Source organism: Maribacter algarum (ex Zhang et al. 2020) (genome assembly GCF_005885635.1).
Classification (GTDB): Bacteria; Bacteroidota; Bacteroidia; order Flavobacteriales; family Flavobacteriaceae; genus Maribacter_C; species Maribacter_C algarum.
Genome location: NZ_VATY01000002.1, coordinates 247,829 through 262,154, shown reverse-complemented (window position 1 = coordinate 262,154; position 14,326 = coordinate 247,829). Strand labels below are relative to the sequence as shown.

14 protein-coding genes are annotated in these 14,326 nt (G+C 37.5%); 12 read left to right on the top strand and 2 right to left on the bottom strand.

Going from position 1 to position 14,326, the window contains the following annotated elements; translation table 11 throughout:
- Positions 1-5: 5 nt before the first annotated feature.
- From FEE95_RS09980 to FEE95_RS09945, 8 genes are all read left to right on the top strand, one after another.
- A complete protein-coding gene (locus tag FEE95_RS09980) occupies positions 6-749 on the top strand; it encodes a LytR/AlgR family response regulator transcription factor (protein ID WP_138657802.1) in 744 nt (247 codons plus the stop codon).
- Positions 750-1,078: 329 nt separating this feature from the next.
- Complete coding sequence (locus FEE95_RS09975; protein ID WP_138657801.1) at positions 1,079-2,401, top strand: hypothetical protein; 1,323 nt, start codon at positions 1,079-1,081, stop codon at positions 2,399-2,401.
- Positions 2,402-2,500: 99 nt separating this feature from the next.
- On the top strand, positions 2,501-2,689 hold the full coding sequence (locus FEE95_RS09970) for a hypothetical protein (RefSeq protein WP_138657800.1): 189 nt from the start codon (positions 2,501-2,503) through the stop codon (positions 2,687-2,689).
- A gap of 226 nt (positions 2,690-2,915) precedes the next feature.
- Positions 2,916-4,160: an efflux RND transporter periplasmic adaptor subunit gene (locus FEE95_RS09965; protein WP_138657799.1), complete on the top strand. Its 1,245-nt coding sequence runs from the start codon at positions 2,916-2,918 to the stop codon at positions 4,158-4,160.
- A 4-nt stretch (positions 4,161-4,164) separates the two neighbouring features.
- Positions 4,165-5,532 carry an ABC transporter permease gene (locus FEE95_RS09960; protein ID WP_138657798.1) on the top strand — a complete coding sequence of 456 codons (1,368 nt, stop codon included), beginning with the start codon at positions 4,165-4,167 and terminating at the stop codon, positions 5,530-5,532.
- Positions 5,533-5,589: 57 nt separating this feature from the next.
- Positions 5,590-7,050 (top strand): TolC family protein, encoded by a 1,461-nt coding sequence (locus FEE95_RS09955; protein ID WP_138657797.1) that lies wholly within the window; start codon positions 5,590-5,592, stop codon positions 7,048-7,050.
- Between the two features lie 74 nt (positions 7,051-7,124).
- Positions 7,125-8,090, top strand: coding sequence for an SMP-30/gluconolactonase/LRE family protein (locus FEE95_RS09950; protein WP_138657796.1), 966 nt, complete (start codon positions 7,125-7,127; stop codon positions 8,088-8,090).
- Between the two features lie 124 nt (positions 8,091-8,214).
- Positions 8,215-9,156 carry a LysR substrate-binding domain-containing protein gene (locus FEE95_RS09945; RefSeq protein ID WP_138657795.1) on the top strand — a complete coding sequence of 314 codons (942 nt, stop codon included), beginning with the start codon at positions 8,215-8,217 and terminating at the stop codon, positions 9,154-9,156.
- A gap of 29 nt (positions 9,157-9,185) precedes the next feature.
- On the opposite strand, the gene FEE95_RS09940 is transcribed toward FEE95_RS09945, so the two are convergent.
- Positions 9,186-9,383: a hypothetical protein gene (locus FEE95_RS09940; RefSeq protein WP_138657794.1), complete on the bottom strand. Its 198-nt coding sequence runs from the start codon at positions 9,381-9,383 to the stop codon at positions 9,186-9,188.
- Between the two features lie 164 nt (positions 9,384-9,547).
- Between FEE95_RS09940 and FEE95_RS09935 the strand changes: the two genes are divergently transcribed.
- A complete protein-coding gene (locus tag FEE95_RS09935; protein ID WP_138657793.1) occupies positions 9,548-10,816 on the top strand; it encodes a D-alanyl-D-alanine carboxypeptidase in 1,269 nt (422 codons plus the stop codon).
- On the opposite strand, the gene nudK is transcribed toward FEE95_RS09935, so the two are convergent.
- Positions 10,813-11,400, bottom strand: coding sequence for a GDP-mannose pyrophosphatase NudK (gene nudK, locus FEE95_RS09930; protein ID WP_138657792.1), 588 nt, complete (start codon positions 11,398-11,400; stop codon positions 10,813-10,815). The two genes, FEE95_RS09935 and nudK, sit on opposite strands and share 4 nt — an antisense overlap.
- A 54-nt stretch (positions 11,401-11,454) precedes the next feature.
- On the opposite strand from nudK, the gene FEE95_RS09925 reads away from it, so the two are divergent.
- The 3 genes from FEE95_RS09925 to FEE95_RS09915 are packed head-to-tail and all read left to right on the top strand — an operon-like array spanning position 11,455 to position 14,313.
- Positions 11,455-12,552: an aldo/keto reductase gene (locus FEE95_RS09925; RefSeq protein ID WP_238474548.1), complete on the top strand. Its 1,098-nt coding sequence runs from the start codon at positions 11,455-11,457 to the stop codon at positions 12,550-12,552.
- 2 nt (positions 12,553-12,554) lie between these two features.
- Positions 12,555-13,964, top strand: coding sequence for a Na+/H+ antiporter NhaC family protein (locus tag FEE95_RS09920; protein WP_138657791.1), 1,410 nt, complete (start codon positions 12,555-12,557; stop codon positions 13,962-13,964).
- Positions 13,957-14,313 carry a TIGR04076 family protein gene (locus FEE95_RS09915; protein WP_138657790.1) on the top strand — a complete coding sequence of 119 codons (357 nt, stop codon included), beginning with the start codon at positions 13,957-13,959 and terminating at the stop codon, positions 14,311-14,313. Before FEE95_RS09920 ends, FEE95_RS09915 begins: the two co-directional genes overlap by 8 nt.
- Positions 14,314-14,326: the final 13 nt, after the last annotated feature.

Here is a 14,326-nt window from a genome sequence, read left to right as displayed (position 1 = left end):
AAACTATGATTAAAGCACTACTGATAGACGATGAAGCTAAAGCCCGACAAGGGCTTAGGCTGGTGTTGGAAAAGTATTGTCCTGAGGTTGAAATACTTGCTCTTTGTGAATCGCCGGAAATCGGATTAGAAAAAATAAAATCGCTACAACCCGAATTGGTTTTTCTTGATGTGCAAATGCCAAAAATGTCAGGGTTCGACCTATTGGAAAGTATTCCAGAAATAGACTTCGAGGTCATTTTCGTTACGGCGTATGATCGCTATGCCATTAAGGCCATAAAATTCAGTGCTTTGGATTATCTTTTAAAGCCAATAGATGTAGACGAATTAGTGACTGCCGTCAATAAAATTTCAAAAAAAAGAAGAGATAAATCAGTTCAGTACAAGTCATTATTCAATAACATAAAATCTGATACAGAAAAACTAAAGCGTTTAGCCATTCCTTCTGACAATGAGATTATTATGCAACCCATTGCGGACATTGTTTATTGTGAAGCTGATAGCAGTTACACGACCCTTTACTTAAACAAGGGAAAAAAAATAACGGTATCCAAAACCCTTAAGGAATTCGAGAACATCTTACCCTCTGATGATTTCTTTCGTATACATCACGGTACCTTGGTAAACCTAAACCATGTAGTCAAATACATTAAAGGTGAAGGTGGTTATGTCATCATTTCAAATGAGCAGCACCTCAACGTATCCCGCAGAAAAAAAGACAGTTTTCTGCAAAAGTTGTATCAAGGGTAATTCCACTTATTCGCATTCAATAATCACTTACTTCATTATTTCTACCACATACTAGTTTGGGCTAAAAGGTCTTAAGTACACGACCTACTTTTACCATCAGAATCGCGAAGGTATGTGCAGTTTTGACCAAAACTACTATACTGATTCACACAATAGCCATCTCCCCCTAACACAAACAAGAGAAATCTAAGGGAGGCCCTCCCCTGCTAGTTAAGCGCTATGTGCATACACCCAAAAAATGACAAATAAGGGTTGACACAGTGATTAGGCAGCGCCTCCTTTTTAAGAGTATTCCATCAAACTGTAATGTGTAACTAAAATTTTATGTGATGAAAAATCTAAAGAAAAGTAAACTCTATTATCCGTTCGTCTTATTAGTAGTGCTTGTGTTGGCAGTGATGTATTCATGCAACGAAGACGATATTGGTATTGAAGTAGAAGACCCAGACCCTGTTGGTCAAAATGATCCCGACCCCGACCCCGACCCTGACCCTGACCCTGACCCGATAGGTACCATAAACCCTGATGCCAATAAAATCAGTGAGAGTTTAGTTTTTAGAAACGGAATAAAGCATGACGGGGAGATGCCAATTTCTGCAAACATAGCTGATATTGCAATTGATCGAGAGCACATTGTTTTAGTAGAAGGCGTAAAACCCGCAATACTTTTTCGAAAGCCTTCTGGAATGGTATTACAAACAATGTATAGCTATGTACCTGGCAGTGATTCTTATCAAGAAGCTGAATTTGAAATGGAGGTTGAAAATGATACTATGGTGTATTTTAACTTCGAATTCGATTCAAGCGATTGGGAACTACCCGTAGCGTTTGAACTTGCAATGGCACCCATTGACAGCAATGGCACACCCGTTGATGCATTTGTTGTACCGGTTGTTGTAGTTGAACCCACAGACAACAGTAATGGATGTACAAACCCTTTTGAAGATGGTCCTTTGCAATTCTTTTGGCGTTATACTAAAAATCTCAATACAAATGAATTAACCTACAATGGCCAAGTGATTACTTATCCTATTACCCCTACAGGATGTTGTGGCCCGAACGGGAGCTATTTTCACGGCTGTGATCCGAAAGGCTTACAAGCAGTAACAATTCATGCCGAGTTCAAAACATGGGATCCTGAATTAGAATCTATTACTTTTTATCCCGACGGCACGCTTACAGGATATTTACAGAATAAAGGCAGTAGAAATATCGACCAACTCGAATCTGATTATTGCAATGGCATACCTGCATATTTACCCGAAGCAAGAGTCGATAATATATATAGCGGAACGTATACCTTCAATCCCAACGATTGTACCATTACCATCGACCAATTAACCGGACAGGTAGAACCGGTATACAGCGAGTTTACAGGTGAATATCTTGGAGATTGGCCCAAATTTATCGGTGCCGGTTCTGGGCCTAGAACAACCTATAAAGTTGATCATTTCATCCTGGAGTTTCCTGAACTAGGAATATATGTATTTGACAAGAATGATTATCTCTATGAATATAATGATGATCCAGAAACTGGCCAAACTCTGCGCCAGAGAGTTTGGTTAAATGCTTACAACGTAGATTCAGATCACTGGTTTACAGAGGCCAGAAAATACGATCCAGCCAAAGGTGATGGTCTTCCGACCGTTTAAAAAGTCAGTTGTGAATACCATAGAATTCAAATAAAAAGGTCTAGAGGCATCCTTAAACCTCAAAAAAATGGTTTCACTCAAATTTCAAAAATTAAAGTCATGAAAAACAAGTTATTTCTATTTACAATGTTCATTTTTTCAGTGCTCATCTTACAAACCGCTTGTAGCAAAGATGATTTGCCGCCTCCTGAAGAAGTGAAGAAAGAAGAAGAAAATCCTGATAATCCTGACGGAAAAGTTGACCCTGCTCAACCTACCATTGCATATGTAGATTATCTGACGCCTTAAATTTAAGACTTCAAAGGTTGAAAGACCAACAAATTATAAAACGCTTCTAAACTAAACATCCATAAAGAAGAAAAGAGGCTTGCCATTGGGCAAGCCTCTTTTTGTTTGCATTAAAAAATTCTAGCTGTATCTTTTTTCTCTCAAATATTAAGAAAAAAATAACATCGGGTATAATTTTTGATACCACTTATTAAGTAGATTTAAACACATTAAAAACCAAACCGCCATGAACAAAAAGAGACTCCTTCTCATAGGAATTCCTATTTTACTCCTTATCCTTGGTTATACTTTTTTTAGCTCTGATACAGAAGAAGATGCGTCAATAACAGCCGAGGTAGTGCGAGGAGAATTCCTAAATGAAGTCATAATATCTGGCGAAGCACAGTCCACAAGCCTCAAGAATATAGATGGTCCCGCCAATCTCCGCAAATTTAGATTGAACAATATCAAAATACAAGATTTGATTCCTGAAGGTACGGTAATAAATAAGGGGGATTATGTGGGAAGGCTAGACCCATCTTCAGTTAATGAGCAAATTATAGATGCACGTTTAAGTTTAGAAAGTGCCGAATCTAAATACTTACAAGAACAGCTTGATACGACCTTAACGCTAAAACAAGAACGAACTGCTATAAAAGATATTCAGTTCAATATGCAAGAAGACAAGCTAGAACTAGAGCAATCAATCTATGAATCGCCCGTAACCATCAAACAATTAGAGATTAAAATTGAAAGAGCCAAACGGGATTTGAAAGAGAAAAAAGAAGACTATTCGATAAAAAAGAGAAAAGCTATTGCCAAAATGGTCGAAGTTGGTACGGAGGTTTCTAAAATACGGACCAAACTAGCAGACCTAGTCGCCCTTCAAGCTTCCTTCACAATTCATTCTGATGCGAGCGGTATGGTTACCTATGCCAAGAACTGGGATGGCAGTAAAAAGAAGGTTGGGTCAGATATCAACCCTTGGGACCTCACCATTGCTACCTTACCAGATTTAACCAAAATGGAATCCAAAACCTATTCTAACGAGGTGGATATACGAAAACTAAAGAAAGACCAAACGGTTGCAGTTGGTTTCGATGCTTTCCCTGATATCACTATGGATGGGGTTGTTACCAGTGTTGCCAATGTTGGTGAGAATAAGAGGGGTTCTGATATCAAGCTTTTTCAAGTGTTGATAAAACTGAAAGATTCAAACGAAAATATCAGACCGGGCATGACTACTTCAAATCGGATTTTAATTCAAAAAGAGGAAGATGTTTTGATGATTCCCTTAGAGGCGGTATTCTCAAAAGACTCCCTAAGTTATGTTTATTTGGATTCTGGTTTCTCCATTAATAAAAAACAAGTGGAGTTAGGTGATTCAAATGAAGATGTTGTCATTGTAACCAAAGGGCTAAATGAAAAAGATGTGGTTTATCTGAGTAAACCGGAGGGGCTAGAAGAAAAAAGTATTGCTCAGATAAAGTAGTCCCATGATTGACAAAATACTTTTAGAAACCTTAAAATCCAATCTGGCCGAGGCAATTCGCGTGATATTAGCGAATAAAGTACGGACATTTTTAACCGCTTTGGGAATCATTTTTGGAGTAGCCGCGGTAATTACCATGTTGGCCATTGGGAAAGGAGCTGAGCAAGAAATTCTCTCACAATTGGAATTGGTTGGTGTAAATAACATCGTAGTTACCCCAATACCAGATGAAGCTGATGAAAACGCTTCTGAAGATGAGGAAGAAGGAGGAGCAACTGAAACGATTCGATTTTCAAAGGGACTTGATTTATTGGACGTTCAAAGTATTCGAGACAATATTCCTACTATAAAACAGCTCAGCCCGGAAATTATTCTGGAAACCTATATGATTAAAAAGGGAAGGCAAAGCCCTGTTAAATTGATAGGGGTTACGAACTCCTTTTTCGAAACTTCGAATGTCCATATTGGACAAGGGAAAAACTTTACGGAAATACAATCTGTGAATGCCTTACCTGTATGCATTATTGGTGAAAAAGTAGAGAAAAAACTTTTTACAGGGGAAAGTGCTTTGGGTAAACAAATAAAAGTCAAAGATGTTTGGCTTAAGGTAATTGGTATAATAGAAGAAAAACTAATTTCTCAAACTGCTCAAGAAAATTTAGGTATACGGGATTTAAATCAAGATATATACATTCCCATAAAAACGTTCTTGGTACGCTACAAAGACCGAAAAATTATTGTTGACCAGCCCTTACCACAAGGCAATTTCATGATTTTCGGTGGTGACAATGGCCCTAAGAAAAGAACTCCCCGCGGCAACTATCATCAAATTGATAAGCTAACAGTTCAAGTGAACAATTCAAACGAGCTCAAGGCAACTGCGGAGGTCATCAGCAAAATGCTCAAACGTAAGCATAATGGCATGTTGGATTTTGAGATAACCATTCCTATTAATTTGCTCAAACAGCAACAAAAGACAAAACAAATCTTCAATATAGTGCTTAGTATAATTGCTGGTATCTCCTTATTAATTGGCGGTATAGGAATAATGAATATTATGTTGGCCTCAATTTTAGAGCGAACAAAAGAGATTGGCATTATGAAAGCTATAGGCGCTACTAAGCAAGATATTATTTTACAATTTTTATCTGAATCTATTCTAATAAGTTTAAGTGGAGGGATCATTGGTTGCATTTTGGGGGTAATAGCTTCATATATACTTGAACTAGCAACTGACATCGAAACCATAGTATCTATGGGTTCTATTCTGTTGTCCTTTTTGGTTGCTACGTTTATCGGACTCATTTTTGGTGTTTTACCGGCCAAATCCGCCGCCAATAAAAATCCAATCGAGGCCATCAGGCATGAGTAGCTCGATGTAATTACAATCAAAAGGACCTACAATTTTTTATTGATCAAAACATACCAAATGAGAAGAGTTCTGTTTTTCCTAATTCTAATATCGCATATTACAACCCATGCACAATCACAAAAAATAAAACTAAGCGAAGCTATTAAGATTGCTCAAAAGAAATCACCGGAATACGTTAGGGCGGTAAATACATATCAAAGTGGTTATTGGAGGTATAGAAATTTTAAGGCTGATTTTTTGCCACAAGTAAGGTTAGATGCTGTATTACCCCAATATTCCAATTCAACTCAAAGAATAACTAATGACCTTGGACAAGATATTTTTGTGAGGCAAAATCAATCTCGTATCGAAGCTGGACTATCAATAAACCAAAAAGTACCTTTTACGGGAGGTCAATTTTTTGTGAGTAGCCAATTGGAACGGGTTGACCGCTTTGGAGATGACTCAGCTACGAATTATTCTTTGATTCCATTCTCCGTTAACTATTTTCAAAATTCGTTGTTCTACAACCCTTATAAATGGAATAGGAAGATTGAGCCCCTTCGATACGAAGAATCGAAACGTACTATTATTGAGAATATGGAACGTATCTCTTTGAGCACTTGTATGCGGTATTTTGGACTTTTAAAAGCACAGGTAAGTTTAGAAATAGCGAAAAAGAATCTTTCGAATCAAGATACCTTGCTGCAAATAACCAAAGGTCGATACAAAATAGGAAAGATTGCTGAAAATGAATTGTTGCAAATAGAGTTGAGTCACTTAATATCAAAAAACAATGTTACTACAAACACGATTTTGTTAAAAAAGACTTCACAAGATTTAGCCCGTTTTTTAGAACTGGATACAGAGTCCATTGAATTAGAAGTCCCAGAAAAACTACAAGAATTTGGAGTCGAAGTCACTAAGGCTTTGGCAGAAGCAGAAAACAATAGAAAATCGGTAATTGAATTCAGAAGAAGACGATTAGAAGCTGAGCAAGAATTGGCCGAGGTCAAAGGTAGCAATCGATTGCAAATGAATTTAAGTGCAAATTTTGGTTTGAATAGACGCGCCGATGAGTACGATGCCCTTTTTCAAGACTATGACCAACAACAAAATGTCACACTACGACTGGGAATTCCGATTTTTGATTGGGGCGTTTCAAAATCAAGACGCAAAATGGCGGAAGCCAATTTAAGTTTAATAGAAAATGATATCAGCCAAGAAAAACAAGAGTTTGAACAGGAAATTTACTTGCATACATTAAACTGGTCAAGTCAGCGGGATTTCTTAACAACAGCTGAAAAAGCACAAGAAATCGCCCTTAAACGCTACGAAATAACAAAAAAGAGATATGTACTGGGCAAAATTACGATTACCGATTTAAACATAGCCCAAGAAGAAAAAGATAAGGCAGTGGTTGATTATCTCAATTCTTTGGAAAAGTTTTGGGTTGATTACTATACCTTGAGAAGGTTGACACTATATGATTTTGCAGCTGACCAAAAAATAGCGATCGAGGACATTATTTTTGATTAAAATATTTGATTTTCAGACCTAAGCATAGAAAAAGTGCCAGTCGAGGTTTCTAAATCAATTCTAACATCTTTGAAATGGATAAGAAGCAACTACCTGAAATGAAATACGTAACAACCATTCTTGTTTTTCTATTTCTTCTGGCGTGCAATCATAAAGCACCTTATGAATATGTACTTGATGAAAAAGATTTGGTACCCGAGGGTATAACATATTCAGCAAAAATAGATGCCTTTTACCTTACCAGTGTCACCAAATCGAAAATCATAGCCGTGGATAGGACAACAGGCAAACAAACCGATTTTATCACGGAGAACAAGTTTGGCTACCAGCCTGGTGTCGGTATTTGGGTCGATGATAAACGAAACCAACTACATGCTTTGGGCGGATATTATAGGTTACCGGATTCACTTTCTTCTCTATACACTTTTGACCTAAACACAAAAAAACTACTAAAACGATATAATTTATCAGACGAGCATTTTCTGAACGATATGGTTGTAGATACGAAAGGAGATATGTATTTGACAGACACCAAAGATGCCTCGGTATTTATTTTGAAGCAAGGTTCCGATTCTCTAGAGCTATTTTACAAGTCTGAAGAAATTGAATTTCCCAATGGTATTGCGATTTCAGATGATAATTCCAAGTTATATGTTGCTTCTATGCCATTAGGCATTAAAGTAATTGATATTTCCTCGAAAAAAATACTCAATGAAACAGATACCCTTGACATTTCGACTGGTATCGATGGTTTGGAGTTTCGTAAAGGTCATTTATATGGAATTCAAAACGGTGTAAGTGCGAATGGCTTCAACTTTAGAAAGCTGCTTTTGAATGACGCGCAAAACCAAATTATCGGTGCTGAAATCATCGATGGTGGTAACCCAGAACTGTACGTACCACTTACCTTTTGTTTTGCTGAAAACAGAGCAGTGGTGATAGGAAATTCCAATTTGGGTCACTTGAATCAAGAAACGATGGAGTTTTCTAAATCAGATACAATTCCAAAGACAAAGTTATTAGTCTACGAAATTGATTGAAGTAGTAAAATACTTTAAAGACTCAAATTATATTTTATAGACTCTTATTCATATAAAAAACAAAATTTCAAGCCATAAGTTTTATTGATGGTTTTTTGTATTTTTATCTCTCAAAACTATTGCGATGACTATCACCCAATTACAGTATGTCCTAGCTGTTGCAGAATACCGAAATTTCACGCTGGCTGCCCAGAAAAGCTTCGTCACCCAACCCACGCTCAGCATGCAGGTTCAAAAGCTAGAGGATGAATTGGATGTACTTATTTTTGATAGAAGTAAAAAACCTATAGGAATAACAGAAGTAGGTGAAAAAATAGTAGCACAGGCGAAAAACATTGTTAACGAGGCTTCTCGAATCTCAGATATCGTAGATCAGGACAAAGGTTATATAGGAGGAGATTTTATTTTGGGAATAATTCCAACGGTAATGCCCACTTTGCTACCCATGTTCTTGAAAACCTTTATTAAGAAGTATCCGAAGGTAAATCTCATTATTAAGGAGCAAAGTACTGAAAGCCTAATTCGAAATATTCAAGACGGCCACATTGATGCGGCCATTGCCGCAACACCGCTTGAAATCGAATTCATCAAAGAGCGTCCTTTGTATTATGAGCCATTTGTTGGCTATGTGCCCAGAACACATCGATTAGGGGCTTATGAAAATTTAAAACCTGAAGATCTAGATGTTTCTGATGTGCTTCTTTTACAAGATGGACATTGCTTTCGCGATGGAGTAATTAATATTTGTAAAGCTCCTAAGGACTTATCAAAAGAACACTTTCAACTTCAAAGTGGAAGTTTTGAAACCTTAGTAAACTTGGCCGATGAAGGTATGGGCATGACGCTACTCCCCTATTTGAACACTTTGGAATTGGATGATGTCAAGAAGAAAAATCTGAAATATTTTGACAATCCTTCACCAGCGCGTGAAGTAAGTCTTATATATCATAAGAGTGAATTGAAAATACAAATCACAGAAGCCCTGCGTGATGTAATTTCAGGAATTGTAAGAGGGGCTATCGCATTTCAGGATGTGAAAATTATAAGCCCAATTAATAAAAATTAAAAAACCCAGCTGCTAGGCTGGGTTTGAACTTATGCTTTTAAATAAATTAGACTTTCTTGTAATTCTGGTTTGTCATTAATGAACTGTTTTAACCAGAGTTTGAGTTCCTCAATTTCTTCGGGGAGTAAATTTGAAATTGCTTTTTTTAATTCTTTGCAAAAAAGCTTCGTGTCGAAGCTCACTTTTTTGAGTACAGTTTTCGTGTACTCAAGCATTGCTCTAGCCATATTTCAAAATGTTTAATTAATTAGTAGTTCTTTGGGCATTTCAGCTTCCTAAAGTTAAACAGAAAAGTATATATGTTATTGCTCCGATTTTGTTAAAAATTAGATAAATTCATGTTAATCTAATTTGGTCTATTTAAATCGCTTATTTTCTTACTTTTAACTTCATGAAAAGAGTAGCCCATTACTTTTTGTTAATCTCCCTATTCGTGGGGTGTTCGGGTGCTAAACGCAGTATCCAGAAAAGCACCCAAAAGGTCTTTAAATCAGCATTTTACGACAATCAATTTACAGGGTTTTTAGTAGTAAATCAACAAAATAGGGACACGTTGTTGAATTTTAACGGTGAAAAGTACTTTACACCCGCCAGTAACACCAAAATCTTCACTTTGTTCACCGTTTTAAAATTATTACCGGATAGCATTCCTGCTTTAAAGTATATCGAGCGAAAAGATACGCTATATGTAGAAGGTACAGGGGATCCCACTCTTTTACATTCGTATTTTGAGCATAATAATACGCTAGATTTTTTAAAGGGATATGACAACATATCAGTTCACCTCAACAATTTTCAAGATGAAAAATTTGGTCCGGGTTGGGCTTGGGAAGATTACCAATATTATTTCCAACCTGAAAAAGGACCTTTGCCCTTGTATGGAAATGTTACAACATTATGGTCCCTTAGCCCCTTACAAGTAACTCCTTCCTACTTTCAAGACAGTGTTGTTCAGATGAATTTTAGCAGAAATCGAGAATTGCAAAAGAATACTTTCTACTACGGACCTTCGCGAAAAGACACTTTAGAAGTCCCATTTAAAACTGACTCTGCTTTAACCAAAAAATTACTTGGAAGGGTCCTCGGCAAGGATGTGAAAATCGCCATGAAAATGCCAGAAGGAGAGAAAAGAATCAAATATAGTGTCCCAGTAGATTCTGTATATAAACGTATGATGATTGAAAGTGACAATTTTTTAGCGGAACAATTACTGTTGCTATGTTCTTCAACACTTTCAGATACATTAAGTAGTTCCAGAGTTAGGGAATATATGCTAGAAAAGGAATTGGCCGACTTAAAGCAACAACCCAGATGGGTCGACGGTTCAGGGCTTTCAAGATACAATCTCTTTACCCCTGAATCTATGGTTCATGTTTTGAGTAAAATGTATCGTGATATTCCTAGAAATCGCTTGCTGAGTTTTTTTCCAGCTGGCGGGGTTGCAGGAACTTTAGAAGATTGGTATCCTGGTGACCCAGAGCCCTATCTATTTGCCAAAACCGGAAGCGTAGGTAACAACCATAATATAAGCGGGTACCTCATCACGAAATCAGGCGAAACCTTGATTTTTAGCTTTATGAACAATCATTTCATGCGACCTTCTTCCGAAATCAAAATACAAATGCAACGGATTTTCGAAGAAATCAGAGATAATTATTAGTTGCTAAATAACCCATTTACCTGAGCATACTGCAGCAACATGATAGTTTTTGCGTCTCGAATTTCACCAGTTTTTATCATTTGTACTGCCGTTTCAAAAGAATATTCAAGAACCTCTATATTTTCGGTTTCATGTTCTGAACCTCCGCCCTCACTTACCCTCATTCGATCTTCGTATTCCCCAATGAACAAATACAAGATTTCGGTAACCGAACCTGGACTCATATAAGTCTCAATTACTTTTTCAACATTATCAATGCGATAACCTGTTTCTTCTTCGGTTTCTTTGCGAATGCAATCCTCAGGATTGTCTCCGTCCAGAAGACCTGCGCAGGCTTCAATCATCATTCCATCTTCGTTGCCATTGACGTAAGTAGGCATACGAAATTGTCGTGTCAATACCACCGTACCTTTCTCTTTATTGTACAAGAGAATGGCTGCTCCATTACCCCTATCGTATGCTTCACGTTCCTGGGTTTCCCAAGTTCCATCTTCTCTTTGGTAGTCAAACTTGAACTTGTTAAGCGTATACCAATTGTCTGACAAGAGGGTTTTTTCAATGTTTTTTATTTTTCCGTTTTTCACATTACAAAGTTAAGAACTCCGAAGATAAAATCTCCTTGTAAATTCCTATCTTTCTTGACAAAGCTCATAACCACTAGGGCAGGAGATAAATTGATTCTAAAATTATTTATGGAGCGAATAGAGTTACAACCTGGTTATTCTATTTCCAGGGTCATAAAAGGGGGGTGGCATTTGGCAGGAGGCCACGGAAGCATATCTGAAGAGCAAGCTTTAGAAGATATGCTCCATTTTGTAAAAGCTGGAATAACTACTTTCGACTGTGCCGATATTTATACTGGTGTGGAAGAGCTTATTGGTAAGTTTAGAAAAAAGTATCAAGATGAATTTTGCTCTGGAGAATTGCCTCCGATTCAAGTCCATACGAAATATGTGCCTGATTACGGAGCTCTAGCAACACTTACAAATGAACAAACGACTGGTATCATTGACCGTTCTTTAAAACGTTTGGGTGTTGAACAACTTGATTTAGTTCAATTCGCCTGGTGGGATTATCAATTTCCTAAATACTTGGAAACCGCGCTGCACTTATCTGAATTACAGAAAGCTGGCAAAATCAGATTTTTAGGTATTACCAATTTCGACGCACAACGGATACAGGAAATGATTGATGCAGGAGTCAACATCGCTTCGAATCAAGTACAATATTCTGTTCTCGACCAACGTGTAGAAAACAACATGACGGCAATTGCTAAAAAACACTATATACCTTATCTCTGTTATGGAACAGTAGCAGGCGGGTTTCTTAGTGACCGTTATTTGGAAGCTCCCGACCCACTTCCTCCCTTTGAGAACCGCTCGCTGACCAAATACAGGTTAATAATCGACGAGTTTGGTGGATATGAGTTATTTCAAAAAGCATTGGAAACACTCCGCGATGTCGCAAATCGATATGAGGTCGGCATTGCAGAAGTAGCCTGTAAATACATTCTGCAAAAGCCTATGGTGGGTGGAATCATCATTGGTGCCCGTAACCGAAATCATTTGGAAAGTTTACAAAGGCTAAATGGATTTTCTTTGGACGAAAAAGACCTAAGTAAAATAGAAACTATCGTCACCCAAAGTCGAGGTCCCAATGGCCCTTTTTACGAATTGGAACGTGATAAGACGGGCAAACATGGCTCAATAATGAAATATAACCTAAACGAAGATTAATCTTGAAACTGGAAGAAACAGAGGAAAAACTCCCACAAATCAAATTTCATGGTGGTGCCTTTGGTGCATTGCTTCCTTTTTTTGTTTTCGTAACGGGAGTAATTACCATTGCGCTTTCAGGTGCTCCAGATGAACGTGGATTTTGGCCTGTTCTTATTTTAGCTTTAGGCCTAGGTCTTATCCTTTGCAAGGACCGTACTGCTTTTTCAGAAGCAGTTATTTCAGGGATGTCACAGAAAATAGTCATGATTATGATTACTGCCTGGATTTTAGCCTCCATCATAGGCATACTAATGACGCTCACAGGTTTTGTAGAAGCTCTTATTTGGTTATCTGACCAGATAAACCTTTCAGGTAAAGGCTTTGTAATTGCCACATTTATAATCTGTTGTATTGTTTCATTATCCACAGGATCGAGTTTTGCCACAATTTTGATTTGTAGTCCGCTACTCTATCCTACGGGAGGAATTCTGGGTGCGCATTTACCCGTACTTGCCGGAGCTATTATTGGAGGAGCTACCTTTGGCGATTTTATTGCTCCGATCTCCGATACCACTATTGCCAGTGCTTTAAGTCAAAATGCGGAGATTGGAGCGACCATAAAAAGTAGATTGAAATACGTTTTTCCGGCTGCTTTGTTCGCACTGGTTTGTTATTCGATTGTTGCATTTAGAAACGGTACAGAAATGGAAATTAGTGAGACGGGAACGCTGGGTAGTCCTAAGGGCTTACCTATGTTGCTAGTACCTTCGTTTATCATCTATCTCTTCCTAAAGGGAAAACACCTACTACATGGACTCCTCTTTGGCCTACTGTTCGGAACAATTTTAGGTTTTGTCTTAGGACTCCTTCCTTTGAATCAAATCATTTCTTTGGACTTGGAAAATTTTGCAGCCAAAAGTTTTATCATCGATGGTATCAATAGAGCTGTTGGACTTAGTTTTTTTACTATCCTCTTGATGGGGTTAGTAGCGACATTAAAAGCAAGCGGACTTATGAATCGTTTAGTAGGTTTTGCAGCAGCTCGTGCCCAAACCCAAAAACATGCAGAAGGTTGGATTGCGACCGTAATGAGTATCGCTGTTTTATTAACCACTCATAGTATAGTAGCTATTTTAATGGTTACAGATTTTACTAAAAAAACGGGAACACATCTGGGTGTTTCAAAAATCAGGCGAGCTAATTTATTAAGTTTAATTGCCTGCATATTCCCTTTTGTATTGCCTTATTTTATTCCAGTAATTTTAATGGCGAATATGACAAACACCGGAAAAGAATTTGATATTGCTCAGGTAAGCCTATTAGAGGTAGGATTGTACAATTTTATGTCATGGGGATTACTTATCATGGCAATCATTACCTTGTTATTTGGTTTGGGAAGACCTAAAAATAGAAAAGAAGAACATGGATAAAGAAAAAGAACTCAGAGATGACCAATTTGAACTGTATGATTTGACAATTGTAGTTGAAAAGATTGGAGGCAATTGTACTTGTAATATGACTGTTGGTGATAAGTTCCACCTAAAAGGCGGAAAGCTATCCATGCCAGAAAAGTCAGATTTCTGTTTGTACGCTTTGCAATCAACACTGCCTCTGCTTCCAACCAAACAACGTAAAAATCATCCTGCCGATTGGATGGAAACTGATGCAAGAGTGGTATGCCCAGATCCCGAATGTAAACTTGTGATGCGTATTGACCGTGATGAAGTTCGCGTTTTAAATCATGATGATGTGAGTCCTGTGAAATGGAAAAAAGACTAATTAATATGGTATG